This is a genomic window from Chryseobacterium sp. c4a, assembly GCF_009900745.1.
GTDB lineage: Bacteria > Bacteroidota > Bacteroidia > Flavobacteriales > Weeksellaceae > Chryseobacterium.
Window position 1 is genome coordinate 52438 of sequence record NZ_WXVU01000024.1, and the last position, 21791, is coordinate 74228.

Annotated in this window: 20 protein-coding genes; 9 read left to right on the forward strand and 11 right to left on the reverse strand. The window is 35.4% G+C overall.

The features are described 5' to 3' along the window. Nucleotides 1-128 precede the first annotated feature (128 nt). Both GTR01_RS22940 and dapA read right to left on the reverse strand, forming a co-directional pair. Complete coding sequence (locus GTR01_RS22940; protein ID WP_160140046.1) at nucleotides 129-632, reverse strand: GNAT family N-acetyltransferase; 504 nt, start codon at nucleotides 630-632, stop codon at nucleotides 129-131. Between the two features lie 122 nt (nucleotides 633-754). After that, nucleotides 755-1627, reverse strand: coding sequence for a 4-hydroxy-tetrahydrodipicolinate synthase (dapA, locus tag GTR01_RS22945; RefSeq protein WP_160140047.1), 873 nt, complete (start codon nucleotides 1625-1627; stop codon nucleotides 755-757). A gap of 195 nt (nucleotides 1628-1822) precedes the next feature. On the opposite strand from dapA, the gene GTR01_RS22950 reads away from it, so the two are divergent. From GTR01_RS22950 to recO, 4 genes are read left to right on the forward strand one after another with little or no spacing between them, the layout of a single operon-like run. Beyond that, complete coding sequence (locus tag GTR01_RS22950; protein ID WP_160140048.1) at nucleotides 1823-2581, forward strand: 5'-nucleotidase C-terminal domain-containing protein; 759 nt, start codon at nucleotides 1823-1825, stop codon at nucleotides 2579-2581. Further along, on the forward strand, nucleotides 2581-3531 hold the full coding sequence (locus GTR01_RS22955) for a bifunctional metallophosphatase/5'-nucleotidase (protein WP_160140049.1): 951 nt from the start codon (nucleotides 2581-2583) through the stop codon (nucleotides 3529-3531). The genes GTR01_RS22950 and GTR01_RS22955 overlap by 1 nt, the downstream gene beginning before the upstream one ends. A 1-nt stretch (nucleotide 3532) precedes the next feature. Then, nucleotides 3533-5788 (forward strand): T9SS type A sorting domain-containing protein, encoded by a 2256-nt coding sequence (locus GTR01_RS22960; protein ID WP_185155158.1) that lies wholly within the window; start codon nucleotides 3533-3535, stop codon nucleotides 5786-5788. Then, nucleotides 5788-6474 (forward strand): DNA repair protein RecO, encoded by a 687-nt coding sequence (gene recO, locus GTR01_RS22965; RefSeq protein WP_160140050.1) that lies wholly within the window; start codon nucleotides 5788-5790, stop codon nucleotides 6472-6474. The genes GTR01_RS22960 and recO overlap by 1 nt, the downstream gene beginning before the upstream one ends. A gap of 129 nt (nucleotides 6475-6603) precedes the next feature. On the opposite strand, the gene GTR01_RS22970 is transcribed toward recO, so the two are convergent. From GTR01_RS22970 to GTR01_RS22985, 4 genes are all read right to left on the reverse strand, one after another. Then, nucleotides 6604-9273 carry an MGH1-like glycoside hydrolase domain-containing protein gene (locus GTR01_RS22970; protein ID WP_160140051.1) on the reverse strand — a complete coding sequence of 890 codons (2670 nt, stop codon included), beginning with the start codon at nucleotides 9271-9273 and terminating at the stop codon, nucleotides 6604-6606. A 101-nt stretch (nucleotides 9274-9374) separates the two neighbouring features. Further along, entirely contained in the window at nucleotides 9375-10184 is an 810-nt protein-coding gene (locus GTR01_RS22975) for a glucose 1-dehydrogenase (RefSeq protein ID WP_160140052.1), read from the reverse strand. A 72-nt stretch (nucleotides 10185-10256) separates the two neighbouring features. Beyond that, entirely contained in the window at nucleotides 10257-10733 is a 477-nt protein-coding gene (locus GTR01_RS22980; protein ID WP_160140053.1) for a GNAT family N-acetyltransferase, read from the reverse strand. Nucleotides 10734-10735: 2 nt separating this feature from the next. Beyond that, the gene (locus GTR01_RS22985; RefSeq protein WP_160140054.1) at nucleotides 10736-11353 is read right to left on the reverse strand and encodes a DUF1684 domain-containing protein; all 618 of its coding nucleotides are present in this window, start codon (nucleotides 11351-11353) and stop codon (nucleotides 10736-10738) included. Nucleotides 11354-11484: 131 nt separating this feature from the next. Between GTR01_RS22985 and GTR01_RS22990 the strand changes: the two genes are divergently transcribed. Further along, the gene (locus GTR01_RS22990) at nucleotides 11485-13065 is read left to right on the forward strand and encodes a GMC family oxidoreductase N-terminal domain-containing protein (RefSeq protein ID WP_160140055.1); all 1581 of its coding nucleotides are present in this window, start codon (nucleotides 11485-11487) and stop codon (nucleotides 13063-13065) included. Nucleotides 13066-13067: 2 nt separating this feature from the next. Here the strand turns inward: GTR01_RS22990 and GTR01_RS22995 are convergent, their stop codons facing one another. The 3 genes from GTR01_RS22995 to mqo form a co-directional block, all read right to left on the reverse strand. Further along, nucleotides 13068-13934: an AadS family aminoglycoside 6-adenylyltransferase gene (locus GTR01_RS22995; RefSeq protein WP_160140056.1), complete on the reverse strand. Its 867-nt coding sequence runs from the start codon at nucleotides 13932-13934 to the stop codon at nucleotides 13068-13070. 1 nt (nucleotide 13935) lies between these two features. Next, on the reverse strand, nucleotides 13936-14337 hold the full coding sequence (locus tag GTR01_RS23000) for a hypothetical protein (protein ID WP_160140057.1): 402 nt from the start codon (nucleotides 14335-14337) through the stop codon (nucleotides 13936-13938). 75 nt (nucleotides 14338-14412) lie between these two features. Next, nucleotides 14413-15918: a malate dehydrogenase (quinone) gene (gene mqo / locus GTR01_RS23005; RefSeq protein ID WP_160140058.1), complete on the reverse strand. Its 1506-nt coding sequence runs from the start codon at nucleotides 15916-15918 to the stop codon at nucleotides 14413-14415. A gap of 522 nt (nucleotides 15919-16440) precedes the next feature. Between mqo and GTR01_RS23010 the strand changes: the two genes are divergently transcribed. Genes GTR01_RS23010 through GTR01_RS23020 form a run of 3 tightly spaced genes read left to right on the forward strand, consistent with a single transcriptional unit; the run spans nucleotide 16441 to nucleotide 19169 of the window. Further along, on the forward strand, nucleotides 16441-17547 hold the full coding sequence (locus tag GTR01_RS23010; protein ID WP_160140059.1) for a hypothetical protein: 1107 nt from the start codon (nucleotides 16441-16443) through the stop codon (nucleotides 17545-17547). A 12-nt stretch (nucleotides 17548-17559) separates the two neighbouring features. After that, nucleotides 17560-18381: a hypothetical protein gene (locus GTR01_RS23015; protein WP_160140060.1), complete on the forward strand. Its 822-nt coding sequence runs from the start codon at nucleotides 17560-17562 to the stop codon at nucleotides 18379-18381. Nucleotides 18382-18392: 11 nt separating this feature from the next. Then, complete coding sequence (locus GTR01_RS23020; protein ID WP_160140061.1) at nucleotides 18393-19169, forward strand: hypothetical protein; 777 nt, start codon at nucleotides 18393-18395, stop codon at nucleotides 19167-19169. Between the two features lie 79 nt (nucleotides 19170-19248). Here the strand turns inward: GTR01_RS23020 and GTR01_RS23025 are convergent, their stop codons facing one another. Further along, nucleotides 19249-20289 (reverse strand): NAD(P)H-dependent glycerol-3-phosphate dehydrogenase, encoded by a 1041-nt coding sequence (locus GTR01_RS23025; protein ID WP_160140062.1) that lies wholly within the window; start codon nucleotides 20287-20289, stop codon nucleotides 19249-19251. Between the two features lie 224 nt (nucleotides 20290-20513). Here GTR01_RS23025 and GTR01_RS23030 point away from each other — a divergent pair, with 224 nt between their 5' ends. Continuing rightward, nucleotides 20514-21557, forward strand: coding sequence for a M23 family metallopeptidase (locus tag GTR01_RS23030; protein WP_160140063.1), 1044 nt, complete (start codon nucleotides 20514-20516; stop codon nucleotides 21555-21557). Nucleotides 21558-21573: 16 nt separating this feature from the next. Here GTR01_RS23030 and GTR01_RS23035 read toward each other — a convergent pair. After that, nucleotides 21574-21791 (reverse strand): integrase core domain-containing protein (locus GTR01_RS23035; protein WP_160136654.1); only part of this gene is annotated, 218 nt, incomplete at its 5' end.

Below are 21791 nucleotides of genomic sequence, written 5' to 3' on the forward strand. Positions count from 1 at the left end.
TGTCAGCTCAAAACCAAGCATATGAATGTATTATTTAATAAGTGATTTGGTTCTGAAACAAAGATGATTCAAAAAAAGAAATCACCCGTTATAGAATTACAGGATAAAGTTACAAAATTTTAAGTCAATTATTCGTGAATTAGGAATTCCATTAAGAAATCATCCATTACAAATCCGTTACCAATATCGAATACACCCTCCCCATAAACCTTGTAGCCTTGGGATTCATAGAAATTTCTGGCAGCATTATTTTTATTTACGTTCAGGATAATTCTTTGATTACCCTTTTCAGAAACTTTCTTATTTAAAAACTGAAGTGCATCTTTTCCAAATCCTTTTCCTTTACTTTCCGGAACCAGATAAATCCGGTGAAGTTTTGTGGTTTTATCCTCATAATTATGCTCATATCCAATAAATCCTTCATAAGAATCGTTATGTTCATCAAAAATCAGATAATAATGATAATCGGGATTCTGAAGATGGACTCCAATCTCGTGTTCTGAATACATTTCAGAAAGCATATACTCCATTTGTTCTACTGAAAGGATCTCTGCATAGGCATTTTCCCATGATCTTCTTGCCAGATCCTGAATCAAGGGAATATCTTTCCCTGTTGCTTGTATTAATTTCATATTTTAAGGATTATGATTAAAAAAAGTGAAAAGCCTGAACTTTTCACTTTTATATTTGATTAATAAATGGTTGTTAACGTTATATCATTGAATTTAATCTCAAGTCATAACGTTCCCATACATTAAATGTTGGCCATTTCAGCTTTAATTTTAGCATAAAGTCCTTCTGAAGCCTGTACTAATGGAAGTCTCAAATAATTCTTGATAATTCCTTTTTCAGCTAATACTACTTTAATTCCACAAGGGTTTCCTTCTGCGAAAATAAGACGTGTAATTTCAACCAGCTTGTTATGGATCTCATAAGCTTCTTTTACCTTTCCTTCAAATGCTAATTGTACCATCGTAGAGAATTCTTTTGGATATCCTTGTCCAATTACAGAAATTACCCCGTTTCCACCAGCTAATGTTACAGGAAGAGTAAACTCATCATCTCCGGAAACCAAAGAGAATCCTTCTGGTTTCTTTCTAAGGATATCAAAATACTGTAAGATATTAGGTGCTGCTTCTTTAATCATTAATAGATTTGGAAATTCTTTTGCAAGACGAATTGTAGTATCCGCTTCAACGTTTTGTCCTGTTCTGGATGGAACATTATAAATGATAATATTTTTTCCAGTAGAAGCTAACGCTTTATAATGCTGGTAAAGACCTTCTTGGTTTGGTTTATTATAATATGGAGATACAGAAAGTACGGCTTCAAATGCAGAAAGATCTGCTTCTTCAATCTGTTTCTTGACCTCAAGAGTATTGTTACCGCCAATTCCTAAAACTAAAGGAAGACGTTTATTATTCACCTTAATGATATGCTCAATTACCTGTTTCTTCTCATCATCAGAAAGCGTTGCGGCTTCAGCCGTAGTTCCCAATACCACCAAATAATTGGTTCCGTTATCAATGTTATAATCAATCAGTTTTGTTAAACTGTCGAAGTCAACGGATAAATCTTCATTAAAGGGTGTTACCAGCGCAACACCTACTCCTTTTAAAATGCTCATCTGTTCGAATTATTTTTGCCAAATTTAATCATTTACAATAAGAATTTATAATAAATAATAATGTTTTATTATACATATAGTTATATTTGCATATACTAAAAGATATTATGGAATCGTTATGACCAAAATTGTTTAAAAAAACACTGAAATAACTAGCGATTGTATATAATCTTTATAAAAAATAATTTACAACATATGAAAAATAAATTCTTGTTACTAGGAATTGCTCTGGCATCTCTTACGGCATGCAAAACGGCTTCTACGCCGCAGCTTATGACTGTAAAGACCCAGAAAAATATTTCTATTAATAATGAGCTAAAGAATGATGATGAGTTTGTAAAATTTATAGAACCCTATAAGCTGAAACTGGATAAAGAGATGAACCAAAAAATCTCCCACACCAATACTGATCTTACCAAACAGGGAGATAACAGCAATCTGGGGAATCTTTTAGCTGATTATACCCTTGAAGGTGGAGATGAATGGACGAAAACTCATCTTAAAAAAAATGTAGATGCTGCTTTGATTAATATTGGGGGAATACGTACTACTATTGGAAAGGGTGACATTATGCTAAAAAACCTTTTTGAGGTAATGCCTTTCGAAAATGAGCTAATTATTGTAAAAATGAAAGGAGCAGATTTGCCCGGGCTTTTTCAATATTATGCCAAAACACAGGTCAATAACCCGGTTTCACACTTATATATTGAAACAAAAAACGGACAATTAACCCAATCTTTAATTAACGGAAAAGAAGTAGATCCAGGGAAAGACTACTATATTGCCACTTCAGACTATCTTGCGCTGGGAGGTGATAATATGAGTTTCTTTGCAAAAGGAGAATCAATTCCTACGGGAATCAAACTTAGAGATTTGTATATTGATTATTTCAAAAGAAATCCTGAAATCGTGTCTCCTACAGATGTACGTTTAAATTTTATCGGTAAAAAGTAATGGATAGAAAAAGTTTTTTAAAAGCAATAGGTGGCGGATCTTTAGCAATGGCTTTAGCTCCCAATATGATGATGGCGGAAGAGTTAAAAATTCTTGACTTAAAATCCGCAAATAAACTGACCATCCTTCATACTAATGACCAGCACAGCAGAATAGAGCCTTTTGATGCAAGCTATACAAAAAATCCTAATCAGGGAGGTTTTGCAAGAAGAGCCAGCTTAATTCAGCAAATCAGAAATCAGGAAAGCAATGTACTTCTTCTTGATTCAGGAGATATTTTCCAGGGAACTCCTTATTTTAACTTCTTTGGGGGTGAATTGGAGTTCAAATTAATGTCCATGATGAAGTATGATGCTTCTACCATGGGAAATCATGATTTTGATAATGGGCTTGAAGGGTTTTTAAAGGTTCTTCCCAACGCACAGTTTCCATTTATCTGTTCTAATTACGATTTTAAGAATACTATTCTGGACGGAAAAACATCTCCTTATAAGATTTTCAACAAAAACGGAATCAAAGTGGGGATTTTTGGAGTAGGTATCCAGCTAGATGGCCTTGTAGGTAAAAAGCAATATGCAGAAACCGTTTATTCTAATCCTATTGAGGTAGCACAACAGTATTCAAACTTTTTGAAAAAAGAACAGAAGTGTGATCTTGTCATTTGTCTTTCACATATTGGATACGATTACAAAGATGAACCGAATAAGATCAGTGATAAAATTTTAGCCGCCAACACAGAAAATATTGATATTATTCTGGGAGGTCATACGCATACATTCTTACCAGAACCTCAAACATTCACCAACAGACAAGGCAAAAACGTCCTTGTTAACCAGGTAGGATGGGCAGGACTTCTTTTGGGCAGAATAGATTTTTATTTTGACACAAACAAAAACATACAACATATTTCCTGGAATAACCAGGCAATAGACAGCAGCATAATAGCATAACATGAAAAAACTCTCTCTAATTTCTCTTGGTATTTTAGCCTCTCTGCAGTTTACAAAAGCGCAGATCATTTCGTCAAAAAAATGGGCAGATCTCTTTTCCTATAATAATGTCTTAGCAATGAAAGAAGACAATGGAAAAATAGTAGCTGCTACTGAAAACGGAATATTTTATTATACCATATCAACAGGAGAAATTACGAAGTTGTCTAAAGCAAACGGTCTTCATAATATAGGGATAACAGCCTTTGATTATGATCCTAAAAGTAAAACAGCGCTTATTGGTTATGAAAATGGTGCTATAGATGTAGTAACACCTAACGACGTAAAATATATTGTTGACATTCCTATTGCTGCCGGCTATAATGGAAACAAAAGAATAAACCATATTTCTATATCAGGAGATAAAGCAGCCGTTTCCGTAGGTTATGGAGTATCTATCTTTAATATAAAAAAGAAAGAATTTGGAGATACTGCATTTTTCCTGAGCGGAGGTGTATTTGAAGCCAGTAATGAAGCTACAATTTTCGGGAACAAGGTATTTTCCGTAACCAACTCTGGTTTGAAAAGCCATGAAATGAACAATACGTTTCCGGCATATTCTACATGGGTTACTGAAATCCCCGGAGCATTCAAACATATTGACTCCGAATCAGAATTAGCATTTTCTTCTGCTACCGTTGCTTACATCTATAATAATGGAACTCCTATACAATTACCAATCAACCTTTCGAATATTAAGGATGTGGTTGTAACAGATAATAATATAGTAGTTACAGACAGTAGAGTATATACTTTTGGACTTAACGGTACTTATTCTAATGCTGTAGATTTTGGGGAGCAATGTAATACTTCTATTGTAGCAGGGGGAAGATTATTTGGAGGAACTGTGCTATCAGGAATAAAAGATGAAAGTAATCATACTTATAAACCATCCGGGCCTCACTTTAATTTTGCTCATAAAATAAGTTTATATGAGAATAACCAAATCCTGGTTTCCAGCGGTGCAAGAGCCGGAAGATATAATTTCCCTGTAAATAATCCTAAAAGACCTGGTTTTTACTATTTTAATGGTACAGAATGGATCTACCCTTCTTATTTTAATACATTTACAGGAGAAATAGATATTTTAGATGTTATTTTAAATCCTCTTGATCATAGTGAAGTTCTTTTCACCAACTATACCATGCTGAATCAAGGAATTTATAAACTGAAATACAATACAGCCAATAAAGACTTTGATTTTGTAAAACGCTACAGTGTACAGGCTACGGACTATAGCCGACGAACTGTAGGTCTTGCTACCGATACAAAAAATAATATTTTTGCCACTTTTGCCTTTAATGATGGCGGCCCGGCGGTAGCCATGTATGATAAGGCTACCGATGATTTCATTCTTAAAGTTTTTGCTTTTAAAAGCCCGGCAGTACAAAAACCGGTAGCGTATGAAAATATGCTGTGGATTCCTTTACCAAGAGCAAACTCTTTTTGGGTATATGATTATAAAGATGCTGTCAACCTTTCTGATGATACAGATTATATATTAAAGGAGTCAAATGGATTTTCTGCTAATGCAGCAGGATCAATATGTGTCGCTTTTAGTAAATCAGGAGATGCTTGGATTGGTACAGACAGTGGTCTAAGAGTTTTACCTAATGCTGTTAAAGAAATAAAAACTCCGGAACCTAAAGTTGAGCCTATCATTATAGAGCAAAACGGTCTTGGTGAGGAGCTTTTCAGAGATTCAAGTATTCTTCAGGTAGAAGTAGATGCAGGAGATTACAAATGGGTTTCTATAGAAGGTGGTGGTGTATATTATCTTTCTGCGGATGGTCAGAAGACTATCAAGCACTTTACCATGGAAAATTCTCCTCTTCCTACCAATAGTGTTACCGATATAAAGGTAGATAAAAAAACAGGAAAGGTATATTTTGTAACGTATAACGGGATTGTAACGTATCAGGGAGATGTATCTGATGTCACTTCCGGTTTCGGAGATGTGGTAGTATATCCTAATCCTGTTGTTTATTCTAATTTCAAAGGAAAAGTTACCATCAAAGGATTAGCAGAAAAAACCAACATAAGAATTACAGACGCTGCAGGAAATGTTGTACATTCAGCAGTGGCACGAGGTGGGTATTATGAATGGGATCTTAATAACCAGAAAGGTACCCGAGTAGCATCAGGAATTTACTTTGTATTAATGACCAATGAAGATGGTTCTGATAAAGCGACAGCCAAAATAGGCGTAGTCAATTAATGAATACACAAAACTGTTTTTTACTTTCATTCATCAAATATGGGGAGAACGATGCGGTATTGCATTGTTTTACTGAAGAGGATGGTTTTCAGTCTTATTTTCTAAAGGGAATTTATTCCAGAAAAAATAAAAAGAAAGCCTTCCTGCAACCCTTGAACAAATTGAACTTTTCCATTAGCCCTGCACGAGGCAATGGAATACCCACAATCTCAAAATTTGAGCTTGTAAAAAGCAATGATATGTATACTGATATTAAAGCCAGTACAGTCATATTTTTTATTGCAGACTTTCTAAATCAGGTTTTAAGACTTGAAAATAAAAACCCTAATATTTTTCTAAGTATAGAAAGATTTATGAATGAGCTTGAACAGCAAAACTATCAATGTCATTTGTTGTTTTTGCTTGTTATCTTAAAAGTACAGGGTGTTGCTCCATTAATAGGTGAGGGAAACTTTTTAGATCCGGAAACCGGAACATTTTCTTCTGTTCCCTCACATCAGCTATTCAACGAAGAGATATCTAATATTTGGAAAAACATCATCAGTGCGGAAAATCTTTATCGTGTAAAAATACATTCTTCTTTAAGAAAAGATTTTCTGGATAGTCTTTTGGTATATTACCATTACCATATTACAGATTTTAAAAATCCTACATCACTGGAAGTAATACAGCAGATATTTGAATAATATAAAGGCAAAGAAAGCTGATTGATAAAGCATAAAAGACAATTTACAGTATTTCCTATATATGTTTTTTGTTTTTATAACCTCATCTATGAGTAGTATTCTTCACTATTTCAGCTTCCTCAACCTTTTTTATTTCTTTTTATCTTCTTCTACATCTTCAGGCATTTCCGTTTCAGATTCGGCAATCTCTTTTTTGGAAAACCTTGGCTGTAATATTTTGGCAATAAGCCCCGTCCAGCCTGTTTGATGAGAGGCTCCTACTCCACGACCGTTATCTCCATGGAAATATTCATAGAATAAAATATAATCCTTAAAATCAGGATCAGTCTGAAATCTTTCATACTGCCCGTGTACAGGTCGTTTCCCGCTTTCATCTTTCAGGAATATCTTAGCCAGTCTTTTATTTAAAGAATCTGCAATCTGATCCAAATTCAAATAATTGCCACTTCCGGTAGGATATTCAATCAGAAAATCTGGACTATAATAAAAGAAAAACCGCTGAAGGCTATCAATAATCAGAAAATTAATAGGGAACCAAATCGGGCCTCGCCAATTGCTGTTTCCTCCAAATAGTCCGCTGTCACTTTCTGCCGGGGTATACTTTACCCAGTAATCAGTTTCATTAAGATTTATCGTATAGGGATTCTGTTCATATTCCTTAGAAAGTGCTCTTATTCCATACTCACTTAGGAATTCATCGGGATTCAGCATTCTGGCCAGTAATCTTTTTAATCGATGTCCTCGCAACAAAGATAGAAGGTGTTTGGAATCCTGTCCTTTCACTTCCCATCTAGAAACCAATGCTGCTAATTCCGGTTTATTATCCAATACCCATTTCATTCTTTTCTTGAAATTAGGTAGACTTTCTAACATTTCATCATCTATCACCTCAACAGCAAACATGGGAATTAATCCTACGATCGTTCTTAGTCGTAAATACATATGAGTACCATCATTGGAGGCGATAGCATCATAAAAGAATTCATCTTCCTCATCCCAAAGGCTAAAGTTTTCATCTCCCATATTATCCAATGAATTGGCAATCGCCAGGAAATGCTCAAAAAACTTCATCGCCATTTCTTCATATACATTATTATATAAGGCTAATTCCAATGCGATCCGCATCATATTCAGAGCAAACATAGCCATCCAACTTGTTCCGTCCGACTGCTCCAATTGCTCTCCATTGGGTAAAACAGAGTTTCTATCAAAAACACCTATATTATCAAGCCCTAAGAATCCACCCTCAAAAATATTATTCCCATTGATATCCTTTTTATTGACCCACCAGGTAAAATTCATCAACAGCTTTTGAAAAGCACTTTCTAAAAATTCCAGATCTGGTTTTTCTTTTAAATATTCATCTATTTTAAATACTCTGAAAACAGCCCAGGCATGTACCGGAGGATTCACATCACTCAAATTCCATTCATAGGCAGGCAGCTGCCCGTTAGGATGCATATACCATTCAAATAAGAAAAGTTTAAGCTGATGCTTGGCAAAATCCGGATCAATTAATGAAAAACTGATAGTATGAAAAGCAAGATCCCAGGTTGCATACCACGGATATTCCCATTTGTCGGGCATAGAAATAATATGCTCATTATTAAGATGCTTCCAATCATAATTTCTGATTTTTTCTCGAGATTTAGGCGGGGGCATTTCTGCCGGATCACCTTTCAGCCATTTTTCGACATTGTAATGGTAAAACATTTTGTTCCACAACATTCCGGCAAATGCCTGTCTTTGTATTAATTTTTCATCTTCTGAATGAATTCCTTTCTGAATCTCAGCATAAAATTCATCCGCTTCTTTATGTCTTATTTCAAAAGTAGCTTCAAAATCACTGAACGGATCTTTTAGCTCTTTATCAGAAATCCTGAACTCATATACTTTAGATTCTTTAGCTTTAAAATTTTCATCTATAAAAAAAGAAGCTTTTGTCCCTGTATTGTTTGGATTTATCGCTTGAGAATTTCCAGTAAGAATAAAATCATTGATCCCATCCTTGCAGTACTTTGACTCATTGGAAGACTGATAAAGCTTTTGGTTATTGGTTTCGTTATTACAAAAGAGTATTTTTGAAGATTGCTTTGCGTAAACATTCTTTACTTCAAGATCCTGATGATTGATCTTTATGTGGTTGGCTTCCTCAGCAGATAATTGAGGTTTATAATCATCATATCCCCATTTCCACGTATTTCTGAACCAGGTTGTTGGTAAGATGACTAAAGCAGCATCTTTTTCAGCTTTATTTATGATTGTGAGCCTGATAAGAATATCATTCTGACTCTCTTTTGCATATTCAATAAAAATATCGAAATACTCATTCTGTTCAAGAATTCCGGTATCAATTAATTCATATTCAGGTTCATTTTTACTTCTTTCAGCATTGGTTTTAATCAAATCGTCATAAGGAAAAGCATTTTGAGGATATTTATACAACATCTTCATATAAGAATGGGTAGGTGTTGAATCCAGATAATAAAAATACTCTTTTACGTCCTCACCATGATTACCTTGTCCGTTGGTAAGTCCAAAGAACCGTTCTTTTACCATCTTGTCTTTCTTATTCCAAAAACCAATAGAAAAGACAAGCTTTTGAACATCATCACATATTCCACAGATCCCTTCTTCACCCCATCTATATGTTTTGGCTTCTGCGGTATCATGGCTGGTATAATTCCATGCATCACCATTTTCACTGTAATCTTCACGAACGAGTCCCCATTCACGGTTACTGACGTAAGGCCCCCATTTCTTCCATGAAATATCCGAAACTCTCTGCTTTTCTGACATAAGTGTTAATTATAAGTAATGAGTAATAAACAATGAGTACTATGTATCAAGTTGTAATATATATTAATAACAACAATTCTTAAACTTGAAACCCAAAGCTCTTATCCGCCTGTAGAGAAGCTCTCAAACGTAGTCATACCTCCATCGACGAAAATACTGGTTCCGGTAATGTAATCGGCTAGATCACTCGCAAGAAATGCAGCTAGATTTCCTATATCCTGTGGTTGCCCGATTCTGTTATAAGGAATGAGTGTGAGAAGTGAATTGAGTGCTTCCGGTGTACTCCATGCATCTTTATTGATGGGTGTTTGGATTGCCCCAGGGCAAATAGAATTAACACGAATCTTATCTGCCCCATATTCCTGAGCTAAAGTCTGCATCAGCATTCTGATTGCTCCTTTACTGGAAGCATAATTCGCATGTCCTGCCCAGGGAATAATTTCGTGTACAGAACTGATATGAATAATTTTTCCACAAGCGATAGAACGAGATGGATCTATTCCCCTACGGAGAAATTCCTTAATGGCTTCCCTCGCACAAAGAAACTGCCCTGTAAGATTAACTCCTATTACGGCATTCCATTGGTCTAAAGTCATTTCAGTAAATTTAGCATCTTTCTGAACTCCTGCATTATTGACCAAAATGTCTATAGTTCCAAATTCAGAAATAACATCCTGAAACATCTTGATCACCTGATCTTCCTGAGAAACATCACATTGATATGTAATTCCCTGTCCCCCAGCATCTGTAATTACTTTCAATACGGATTGAGCTTCATCCCGAGATCTTGGTGAAGAATGATTAACAATAACAATTGCACCTGCTGAAGCTAATGATTTTGCAATGCCGGAACCAATCCCGCTGGAGGCTCCTGTAACCACTGCGACCTGATTGTGAAGTGATATTTCCATATTTGTAAATTGATGTTACTCAAAGTTATGGAAACAAATCAGCAGTAAAAAGATTATAATTTTAAAATTTTATTAAAGTTTTTTATGCATAAGATATTGAGGCCCGCTTCTTCCAACTCTTGTCCTGCCATCATAGATATAACCAGCCTTCAGATAGATATGATATGCTGAATCGTTTTTCTGGTTAACAGCCAAAACAATTTCACCACAATATTTAAAATGATCTCTTACAAACTCATCCAGCTTCATCATCGCCACTTTTCCTATTCCTTTGCCCTGCATGGCGGGATTTACAGATAAAGATCTCACTAAAACTGAATTTCTATTATCTGTAAGCTCTAATTTATCTTCACCAAAATCAAGTACAAAGAAACCTACTGCTATATTGTCATCCAAAATGGTAATGGGAAAGGCATCACTTCCATTCCTTTTTTCAATATTCTTCAAGGCTTGATCTACTGTAGCTGTAAAACGCTGCTGCCCTTCATCCAAATCATAGTTAAGCTGTGAAAGATGTTTTTCAGGGCTAAAAAATTCTAAACTTACCATAATTAGTGATGATAGATATCTTCATACATTACCCCTGCACGTATTTCCACCGGAAGTTTGTTTTCTTCAGGAACAATAGGACAATTATAATCATAAGCATTATAGGCGCAATACGGATGATAAGACTGGTTAAAATCAAGAACGATGGTATTTCCTTTGGGGATTTTCAGATCCAGGTATTTTCCACCGCCATAGGTTTCTTTTTCATTCGTTGCATCACGGAATGGCAGAAAAAGGTCATTTTTATATTTTTCCTGTTTGATCAGATCCAGGCTCTGATACAAGGTTAATGTATAAGATTTTCCATCAATTTTGAATGTTGCCTTTCCATATTCCCTATAGGATTTTGTTTTTCCTGAGGAAGTCGGCAGATCAAAAGGCTTGGGATCTTCAGTTTTAACAAATTTAGCAACCACACGATATTTCATATCAATCGGAAAGAATGGGTGCTTTTTAAAATTCTTAAAATTATCCCCACGCAAAGGAGTTTCCTTAGGATCCAGGTATTCTTTATCAAGATCTTTTTGAAATTTTTTCACTGCCATTACTTCTTTAGAGTCTATTTTTTGTGAAAAGGCTAATAGCGGTAGCAGTAAAAAGATCAATATATATTTTTTCATGAGCTTTTAAATTATAAGTAAAACTATGAATTTTCAAGGTATGAAAGTTAAAACTCTACTAAAAAAGCATAATCTGTTTTAAATAAAATTCTACATTAAGAACATAGCATACTTTTTGAGCAGCATAGCCCATGGACAGAAAGAATTTCATCAAAACAAGCTTACTTGCTATTTCAGGTTTTTATTTCCTGCAATCGGATATTCTTCAGGCTGCTGAACGAAGTGTCAACAAAGAGAAAGAAATTGTAGATGCTCCTATCATTATTGTTGGAAGCGGTTATGGTGGTGCTGTATCAGCTCTGCGTCTATGTGAAGCCGGAAAAAAAGTTGTCTTACTGGAAATGGGTCTTAATTGGGAAAAAGCAAAAATTCCTTTTTCTAATCTTTTGAAACCCGGGAAAAGTTCAGCTTGGCTTAAAAAGAAAAGTATTGCTCCTTTCATGAATATATTCTCCCTGACTCCTTTTACCGGAACATTGGATCGTCTGGACTTTGAAAATGTAAACATTTGGGTAGGAAGAGGTGTGGGTGGAGGTTCACTCGTTAACGGTGGAATGGCTGTAACTCCCAAGGAAAGCTATTTCAAAGAAGTTTTCCCCCATCTTAATGCTGACAAATTTTATAGCCATTACTTTCCTCTGGTACGAGAGGAGCTCAAAGTAAATGTGATTGATGAGCAGTTTCTAAAAGACTGTCCTTACTACAAATTCACAAGAGTAGGTGAAGAAGAAGCCCACAAAGCAGGTTTCAAAACCATACGAGTTCCCAATGTGTATGATTTTAAATATATGGAAAGAGAATTTCGAAATGAAGTTCCCCGTTCTGCCCTCAATACAGAAGTCATTTATGGAAATAACCATGGAAAAAACAGTTTAGACAAAACCTATCTGAAAAAAGCACTGGCCACCGGAAATCTTGAAATATTGGATCTTCATTGTGTAGATCATCTTCAACTGAATGATGATAAAAGCTACACATTGCATGTGCATCAAATTGACACCTCCGGAAATAATGTTGCCGATAAGGTTTTTCATTGTAAAAAACTGATTCTCTCTGCAGGAACGATGGGAACTTTACAACTTCTGCTGCATTCTAATGCGGTAAATAGTTTTCCTATTCATGAAAAAATCGGAAAGAATTGGGGAAACAACGGGAATTTTATGACGGGAAGAAACTGGGTAAAGCCACTATCAGGCGGTACGGGTTCTAAACAATCTACGATTCCTGTGGGCGGTATTGATAACTGGGAGGATAAAGACCATCCTTTTTTCACTGAAATTGCTCCTTTACCAATGGGGATGGATGTTGCTACAGCATTATATTTACTCATCAACAGAGTAGATAAAAAAGGGGAAGTAATTTATGATACAATCAACAAGAAAATTACTTTGAATTGGGATGAAAGCAATACCCTCAAAATGAGAGAGAATGCCAAATATTTTATCCGAAAAATGAATAAAGCAAATGGAGGTACCAGAAGTCATCTGTTGTTCAAAAATGGCTTTGGAGCAGATATTTGTTATCATCCACTTGGTGGTTGTGTTTTGGGGGAAGCCACCAATGAGTTTGGAAAACTAAAAGATCATGAAAACCTTTATGTATTGGACGATTCTTTAATACCCGGAACCATTGGAGTCAATCCATTTGTAACGATTACAGCCATTGCAGAATATTGTATTGAAAATCTTATCCAACAAAAAGAATTTGCATGAAATTAAGGAAGTTCTTTCACTTCCGAAAGATAATTGCGGATATCATTTTCAAGTTGAAGAGGATAAAGTAAGCCTAATTTTGTTGCTAAAACAGTTCCCAGTTCATGAACGAGATCGGCATAGGCAAACAAAGCTGTCCAGTTTTCCTCTATATCACTTCCTGAAAAAGTAGCTTCTACTCTACTCCACAATTCTGAAGAAAGATACTTTTTGAAAAGTCTTCCATGTTTGTTGGTGGTTATGGTATTCCAGTCATAAGAACTTGCAATATACCATTCAATTAAAGGAACCAGATAGTCTGTTCTCAATATATTTTCAGACATGAATTTAGCATAGAAAACATCTCCTCTTTTAAGACATTTTGCCACGTATGTTGTATCCCACCAGAAGTCATTAAGCAGCTGATGAAACTTCTTCTCCGTTGGTTGATGAATCATAATAGATTGATAAGTGGGAGTCTTTAGATCTTTCGTAAGATTATCTTTATCAATCAAAACTTTATAGCCCAGATCCCAATCATCAGGAAGTATTTCCTCCTGAACTTCCTTACAAAATTCAGAAACCTGATAAAGCTTAAAATCAACTTTTATATGATCTTTGTACAACACCATCTTCATGGCATGTTTTCCTTCAAAGACGGTATCATCTTCTTCGATCATAGAAATAGGTTCTCCAAAAAGCCTGATCCATTCATGTTGCTCTTCATAAGCCTTTCTGCTTACAAAAACGAGTTCTACATCAAGGTCACTAAAGTCATCTACCGGAGCATAGGGATTAACCAATGAACTGGTTAAAAGAACAGCCCGAATATCCGGATTGTTTTCTGCCCAATGAATAATTTGTTCCAGCTTTTCGTCTCTTATTTTCATATTAATAAGATTCTGATATTTTCACTCGATAGACATCTGAGGAGTTTCTTTTTATGGATTCCACAAAAAAGCCACCTTCTTCAGGAATAACTTCTTTAAGATCGAAACTTTTACAATCCTTTGGTAGTCCTGAAAAAATTAAAGTAAACCAAAAGTCCTGCATAAAAGGAACAGGTGTCCAATAAGGAGAAATTGAAATATTCTCCGCATGAATCAGCTTGCTTCTATGTTCAGACTGGTTATCAAAAAGATAGGTTGAATGCCAGATCCTGATCAGATTTCCTAAAAATGGCGAGGCAGGAAAACAACAGTGTACAATCACCTGCTTCTCTTCTTCTACCTTTGTCTGAAGAGATTCCAGGAGTTCTTTTGCAATGACCGGCTTTATAACAATTTCTTCCAACTTTTATAAGCAATAAGTGATGAGCAATGAATAATACTGTTTATACTGCTTATTATTCATTGCTCATTATTAATATTAGTATTCTAATTCTAGCTTTTCCTTTGTATATTCTCTTACCTTTTCAGTAAGTTCAGGATTCTCTGCCAGTTTTTGCCCGTATGACGGAATCATTTCCAGCAACTTGTCTTTCCATTCTCCGTTAAGTTTTTCAGGGAAACATTTCTCAAGAACATTAAGCATTGCCTGTACTGCTGTAGAAGCTCCCGGTGATGCCCCTAATAGAGAAGCAATGGTACCGTTTTTATTTACTACTACTTCCGTTCCGAATTCCAGCTTCCCGCCTAGTTTATCATCTTTTTTAATAATCTGAACTCTTTGACCTGCTACTTTCAATTCCCAATCTTCTTCTTTAGCATCTTTAATAAATTCTCTTAAATGCTGCATTCTTTGAGATTTGGTCATCGCTACCTGTTGAATAAGATATTTAGTCAGCGGAAGATTATGCCACCATGCTCCAAATAAAGATTTTAAATTTTTGGTATTCACACTTTCCGGTAAATCCAGATAACTTCCTTCTTTAAGGAATTTTGTAGAAAATCCTGCAAAAGGCCCAAAAAGAAGTGCCTTTTGACCATCGATGATCCTAAGATCAAGGTGAGGAACAGACATTGGCGGAGCATCTACTGTTGCTTGTGTATATACTTTAGCCTGATGTTTCTCTACCAATTCCTGGTTATGAGTTACCAGCCATTGCCCGGAAACCGGAAAACCTCCGTATCCTTCACTTTCTTTAATATCTGAACTATCCAATAATGGAAGAGCATATCCTCCAGCTCCAATGAATACAAAGTCTGCATTCACCTCTTGCTTGTGGCTGTGAATTCTATCCTTCACCTTCATTTCCCATTTCCCATCTTCTTTAGGACTAATATCCTTCACTTCGTGATATAAGAACACTTCAACTTTTGAATCTTCCAAAAGATGTCTACCCATTTTTCTGGTCAATGTTCCGAAGTTAACATCTGTTCCCATATCCATTTTGGTAGCAGCCATTACTTCAGACTTGTTTCTTTTGCTCATTACCAATGGAATCCATTCTCTCAGTTTATCATGATCTGTAGAAAATTCCATTCCTGAGAAAAGAACAGACTCAGACATTTTATCATGACGTTTTTTAAGATATTCGGCATCTTTTTCACCAAATACCAAACTCATGTGTGGACAAGAATTGATGAAGTCCTTGGGTTCCTGGATATATCCTTTCGCTAATAAATATGCCCAGAATTGCTTTGAAACTTCAAACTGTTCGGCAATACTCTCTGCTTTCTTGATATCAACAGTACCATCCGGGTTTTCCGGTGTATAATTTAGCTCACAAAATGCGGAGTGACCTGTTCCGGCGTTGTTCCAAGCAGCTGTACTTTCTTTGGCAAACCTTCCTAGTCTTTCGAAGATGGCAATTTCAAGTTTTGGATCAAATTCATGAAGCAGCGTTGCTAAAGTGGCGCTCATGATTCCGCCCCCTATCAGTACAACGTCGTATTTAGGTTTCGGTGTTCTGCTTGTAAGCGATTGTGACATAATTTTAAATTTTAGTTCAAATTTCGGGAAAAGTTTTAAAAAGAGAAACGCGTTTAACGATTTTAACACGTTAATTTTTGAGTTAAACGTACTTCTTAATTATGCAACACTATATAATGGAAAGTATCAATAAAGTAACATTGAAATGATTAATAATAACAATGACTAATATTACATTTTTATGATTATTCATTTTTTTTAACTCCTTTATAATTCACCAAAGCGTAAGTAATTATAACATTCATATACGCTCTACATTTTATATTAATTTAAGTTCATTTAAGTTTACAATCTAAAATACTTTAACCATAATACTTTACGTCAATATTTTATTTCAAAAACAAGTGAATCTTTTTTACAAATAAACAATTTAAATTCACTTTTTATTGACAAAAACATAATTTAATCGATTTAATTCTATTAAAAAATTACAGAATAATCATTTTTTATACGTACCTTTCAATTGATTTAATACCATATTCCTGTGTATTTAATTAAAATTATTTCGTAAACATAGTAAAGATGAAAATTGTTAACTTCGTAAGTACATTTTTCGCAACAGTGGCATTTGCCCAAAGCGGAAGTGTAGGAATCAACACGTCCAAACCGGACCCCAGTGCAATTTTGCATATCGAGAACTTCAATGGTGTTCCTGCCATTGCTACTGCCACAATATCAGGTGGAGCTGTAAGTGGAATTACGGTTACTAATGGTGGAAGTGGATATACTACAGCACCTACTGTTAATTTTTATGGTGGCGGGCCTATTGTAAATAGTGGTACAAAAGCACGTGCTACAGCCAATCTTACCAATGGAACCGTAACCAGTATTACAATTAACAATGGAGGAAGTGGCTATACAAGTACACCAACTGTAACGATCTCAGGAGGAAATAAAGGCATGCTATTTCCTAATCTGAATATTACAAATCTTGGAAATACTGCGTCTCCCGTTGCTTCTCCGGCTAATGCGCTTATTGGTTTTAATGGTGGAAATAATACCAATAATAAGGCGTTGCATATTTTTAATGGTACTGCTAATCAATGGCAAAGTACTATTGATGCCGAAAACACACCTAAAGTTGCTTATTTAGATTTCACCGGAAATCTATCTGCATTAGATAATGCTGTTGCGGGTACCAACACTCAATTATTGGTTAATCCTCCGGCAATCTCTGGTGTATCCAACATTAATGGTTTTAAAGTGGTTCAAAATCCAAGCACAGGAGGTTATTCTCTGGTTCTTCCCCAAGGAAACTATCTGGTAGAAGTAAATCTTAATTTGAATTCCCCTCAAGAAAATCCTGCAGGACAAGGCGGAACGGCTCCTCTTTCCGGTAGTACTTATTATCTGATGGGATATTTTATAGATTTCACCAACGATCAGTACAATAACACCACCAATACATTTGTATCAGGAACTAATATGAGGAAAGAAGTGCCTATTGTTTCTAAAGTAAATACCAACCATCTGGCAACATGGTCTTACTATTACAATGTACCCGCTAATGCCAATGCCAATATCATTGGAGGGCTAAGGTTACGACTTGGAAGGATGCAAAACAGTACCTTTTATGACCTTGTGAATGTAATTCCAACCGGATCCTATATTAAAATATCACAACTTTAAAAACAAAAACACATGAAAAAAGGTTATATCCTCCTATTATTGATTATAGGACAAATATTATATGCGCAAGTAGGAATTGGGAAAACTACATTGAATAGCTCTGCTGTATTAGAAGTATCGGAATCCACCAATAAAGGAGTCCTCCTTCCAAGGGTTGATATCATAGACATATTGAACAACACAACCCCTGTAGCGAATCCTGCTGAAGGTCTTATCGTATACAATAAGGGAAACACTATCAGCCCGGGTCTTTATATATGGAAAAACAACAAATGGACTCAGATAGCTGACACTTATAATCTTGTAAGTTATATGATTCTTCAACGTTCTACAGATTATACAATATTGGGAAATTTTGCCAATGGTACTTTTAAAAATTTTACTGATGCCTCTTTTACTGTAATCTCGAATGATATCGGAGCATCTTACAATACAACATCAGGAGCTATTACACTTCCCGGAAACAGTGGCTACCTGGTTAATATATGTCTTAATATAAAGACTACATTGGAAAGCAGTAGTGCCGGAATTGGAGGGACTCCCGTTCACTTACATCAATATCTTGTAAAACTTGTTGACCCAGTTTCAGGAACTCAATATGGAAAAACCATAAGCATCAATGCACAATCCATAGCAAGTAATAAAACACATACTTTAAATATGAGCTTTTCCTTTGTTTCGACTTCCACAACTCCTATTACATTAGTTCCATCTATTGCTCATGATGCAGGAGGAACTTATCAATTGGGATCAGGAGGAACAAGTCCTAATAATGGAGAAATTATTATTACCAATGCTAAAGTTGATATTCAAAGATCAGCCCTTAATCAATAATTAATATTACAATGAAAAAACATATTTATATTGCTTGTATGGCTATCATACTATTAAGTACGTCCATAAAAGCGCAAGTTGGTATTAATACAAGCACTCCCAATGTAAGCAGTGTCTTGGATATTAATTCATCCAATAAGGGAGTCCTTTTCCCTCAATATGACCTTACTGTGCTCAACAGTACAACCACGCCAATTGCTAATCCTGCGGATGGTTTAATGATTTACAACAAAGGAGGCCTTTCTACTTTTCCTAAAGGATATTATGTGTGGATCAGGGATCAATGGCAGCGTTTTATACTTGCAGGAACAGAGCCTCAATCGATGTCTTTAATTATTAATTCCGGTGTTTTAATTCCTACTGGAAGTACAAATAATACCCTTACTAACTTTACCGTAGCAGCTAATAAAATTACGGGAGCTTCTCTGGGGACGGATACTTCTACAATTACTTTACCAGCCGGCACCTATATCCTTCGATATTCAGTAGATTCCAGTAATGCCAATAATAATAACGGAACTGCCAATACACAATATCTTTCTCAAAATTTCACATGTACACGGTCATATATGATCAATACAACAACTGGGCTCAATATTACAGAGACCAATAGGATGTGTCAGTTATCAAGCTCTTTCACTTTCTTTCAGGGAAGTTATTTTTTAACTTTAACGGCTCCTACAACTATTCGTCAAAAATTTGAATTTGATACGGGAAACGGATTTACAGCCAGCAATTTGAACATCCGTTCTTCATTGGCTCTTATTATTACTAAAATGAGTCAATAAAAAAAGACTTAAGTTTTATACTTAAGTCTTCAATATAATTTTTTAAAAAAACAGGGTTCTTATTACAGAGCCTTGTTTTTTAATTCAGTTTTGCAGTGAGTTTTTTAAACTGTTTCTCCGCATTTTTACCTTCATAAAGAATGGCATATACGGTATCAATAATCGGTAATTTCAGATTTTTTTGTTTTGAAGTCTTGTAAATAGATTGCGCGGCATAATATCCTTCTGCAACCATGTTCATCGATTGGATCGCTGATTTTACAGTATATCCTTTTCCGATAAGATTTCCAAGGTTTCTGTTTCTGGAGAAAAGTGAATAAGCCGTTACCAGAAGGTCTCCCAGATAAGCACTTTCATTTACATCTCGTGGAGCTTCATAGATAGCTTCCAGGAAAATTTCCATTTCACGGATCGCATTGGATACAAAAACTGCTGTGAAATTATCTCCATATCCTAATCCGCTTGCAATTCCTGCTCCGATGGCAAAAATATTTTTGAGGATAGCACTGTATTCATTTCCCAGAATGTCTTTGCTGGTTTGCACTTTAATAAAATCTGAGCTGAAAATTCCTTCCAGCTTTTCTGCTGTTTCATCTTCTACCGTGGCAATGGTAAGATAAGAAAGTCTTTCCATCGCAACTTCCTCAGCATGGCAAGGCCCAGCAATCACCGCCTGATTTCTAAAACCAATTTTAAACTCATCACGCAGATAATGTGCAACCACATCATTTACTTTAGGAATAATCCCTTTAATTGCAGAAACAAAGATCTTATCTGAATACTCACAAGTCATCTTATCTAATGTATCAGACAGATAGATGGAAGGTGTTGCCAATACAATGACATCACAGGCAGAAACCAGTTCATTGATATCTGTGGTCAGTTTTAAGCTCTTCAGGTTAAAATGAGCAGCAGTAAGGTAAGTCGGGTTGTGTCCACGAAGCTCTATCGCTCCCTTTACAAACTCGCTTCTTACACACCAGTGCACAACTTTACAATTTTCAACAAGCATTTTTACGATAGCCGTTGCAAAGCTTCCGCTTCCTACTACCCCTACAGAAACATCTTTTTTAGTCTTTTTTGGATTCGAAGATTCTGAAATAATTTTCTTTTTAGCCATAATTGGAATGTGAACTGCAAATATATTAAACAAAGATTTAACAAGATGCCTGAAGGCATGATAAAAACCATTTTCTGAAAAAAATAATGCTCCAACACAATTAAATATACAAATTAACGTTAGATACAGAAAAAACTGAATTTTAACTAAGAATAACCAACAAAACTTATTTTTAATTAAATTTACAGCCTTAAAACCGTTTTAAATATTCTAAGAGAGGAAATATGAAAAAATTTCTAAACAGCAAGAAGAACGTAAACATTCTCCTGGGAGGGCTTTTACTAGTAGTTTTTGCACAAGGTGTCTTTATTGCCAAGCTCTTCTCAGAAAGAGATGACAAAATGTATGAGGTAAACCTTGTAAAAATAAACACTGAAAAAGACAGTGTAGATTATCTGAAAATGAAAACTGATCTTACTCTTGTAGATCAGACAGTTTCTCAACTGAACTCTTTCCTGAAGTCTAAAGACATTTCTAATGAAAAGCTCATGATGCTTGATCAGGACAGTATTGCCAATTCTATTTATTTATCCAAACAAGCCAACCGATATAGCCAATATCTAATGGATCTGCAAAAAAAACTGATGCAGGTTCCATTGGGGATGCCTACTGATGGATATATTTCATCTAATTTCGGAATAAGAAAAAATCCAATTCCATTTAAAACTGTTTTTGCTTCGGTAAAGCCTAATGCTGCAGCCGAAGCTAAACCTGTGGCTGTGGCTGCTCCAAAACCAGAAGTTAAAGCTGAACCTATAGAAAAAATTGTTGAGCTGACAGACAGTTATGGAAATAAAAGAGAAGTGAAAGTAATGGTAACTCCAAAAGCTGCACCTGTTGCTTCTACGCCAGCAACTTCAGCTCCTGCTACAAAAGCAGTTGCTGGAACGAGCACTTCTAAAACTGCTCCTATGGAAAAAAATAACCCTCCTGCTGAAGCGGATCAAATGCAGTTCCATAAAGGATTGGATATTGCTGTTGCTTTTGGTTCTGATGTAAGAGCTGCCGCTGCCGGAACCGTTATTTTCTCAGGACAAAAAGGAGGTTACGGAAACTGTGTCATTGTTTCTCATGGCAATGGATTAGCAACACTTTATGGCCATTTATCACAGCTTGTTTCTAAAGTGAATGATAAGGTAAAAGTAGGCCAGGTAATTGCAAAATCCGGAAATTCTGGCCGCTCTACCGGCCCTCATCTTCATTACGAAGTACATAAGAACAATACTCCTATAAATCCGAGATTGTTTATGAATCTTGAGTCGTCCTAAAATAGGTTGACATAAATTAAACAATATTTAATCCGGAGAGATATTTTATTTCTTCGGATTTTTTATGCACTTTATCTGGCGTTTCCATATTAAGACTTAAATGTGGTCTTTTAGTATTATAAAGATAAATACTTTCTTTTACTAATAAGTTTAGATCTTGAATATTCTTTGTTTTAGAAAAAAGGAATTCTTGTTTCAATATTCCATTAACCCTTTCTGCTAGCGCATTTTGAT

Bases quoted from the DNA above. Each gene is read 5' to 3' on its own strand.
- GTR01_RS22940 (WP_160140046.1), bottom strand. From the start codon at position 632: ATGAAATTAATACAAGCAACAGGGAAAGATATTCCCTTGATTCAGGAT.
- dapA (WP_160140047.1), bottom strand. From the start codon at position 1,627: ATGAGCATTTTAAAAGGAGTAGGTGTTGCGCTGGTAACACCCTTTAAT.
- GTR01_RS22950 (WP_160140048.1), top strand. From the start codon at position 1,823: ATGAAAAATAAATTCTTGTTACTAGGAATTGCTCTGGCATCTCTTACG.
- GTR01_RS22955 (WP_160140049.1), top strand. From the start codon at position 2,581: ATGGATAGAAAAAGTTTTTTAAAAGCAATAGGTGGCGGATCTTTAGCA.
- GTR01_RS22960 (WP_185155158.1), top strand. From the start codon at position 3,533: ATGAAAAAACTCTCTCTAATTTCTCTTGGTATTTTAGCCTCTCTGCAG.
- recO (WP_160140050.1), top strand. From the start codon at position 5,788: ATGAATACACAAAACTGTTTTTTACTTTCATTCATCAAATATGGGGAG.
- GTR01_RS22970 (WP_160140051.1), bottom strand. From the start codon at position 9,273: ATGTCAGAAAAGCAGAGAGTTTCGGATATTTCATGGAAGAAATGGGGG.
- GTR01_RS22975 (WP_160140052.1), bottom strand. From the start codon at position 10,184: ATGGAAATATCACTTCACAATCAGGTCGCAGTGGTTACAGGAGCCTCC.
- GTR01_RS22980 (WP_160140053.1), bottom strand. From the start codon at position 10,733: ATGGTAAGTTTAGAATTTTTTAGCCCTGAAAAACATCTTTCACAGCTT.
- GTR01_RS22985 (WP_160140054.1), bottom strand. From the start codon at position 11,353: ATGAAAAAATATATATTGATCTTTTTACTGCTACCGCTATTAGCCTTT.
- GTR01_RS22990 (WP_160140055.1), top strand. From the start codon at position 11,485: ATGGACAGAAAGAATTTCATCAAAACAAGCTTACTTGCTATTTCAGGT.
- GTR01_RS22995 (WP_160140056.1), bottom strand. From the start codon at position 13,934: ATGAAAATAAGAGACGAAAAGCTGGAACAAATTATTCATTGGGCAGAA.
- mqo (WP_160140058.1), bottom strand. From the start codon at position 15,918: ATGTCACAATCGCTTACAAGCAGAACACCGAAACCTAAATACGACGTT.
- GTR01_RS23010 (WP_160140059.1), top strand. From the start codon at position 16,441: ATGAAAATTGTTAACTTCGTAAGTACATTTTTCGCAACAGTGGCATTT.
- GTR01_RS23015 (WP_160140060.1), top strand. From the start codon at position 17,560: ATGAAAAAAGGTTATATCCTCCTATTATTGATTATAGGACAAATATTA.
- GTR01_RS23020 (WP_160140061.1), top strand. From the start codon at position 18,393: ATGAAAAAACATATTTATATTGCTTGTATGGCTATCATACTATTAAGT.
- GTR01_RS23025 (WP_160140062.1), bottom strand. From the start codon at position 20,289: ATGGCTAAAAAGAAAATTATTTCAGAATCTTCGAATCCAAAAAAGACT.
- GTR01_RS23030 (WP_160140063.1), top strand. From the start codon at position 20,514: ATGAAAAAATTTCTAAACAGCAAGAAGAACGTAAACATTCTCCTGGGA.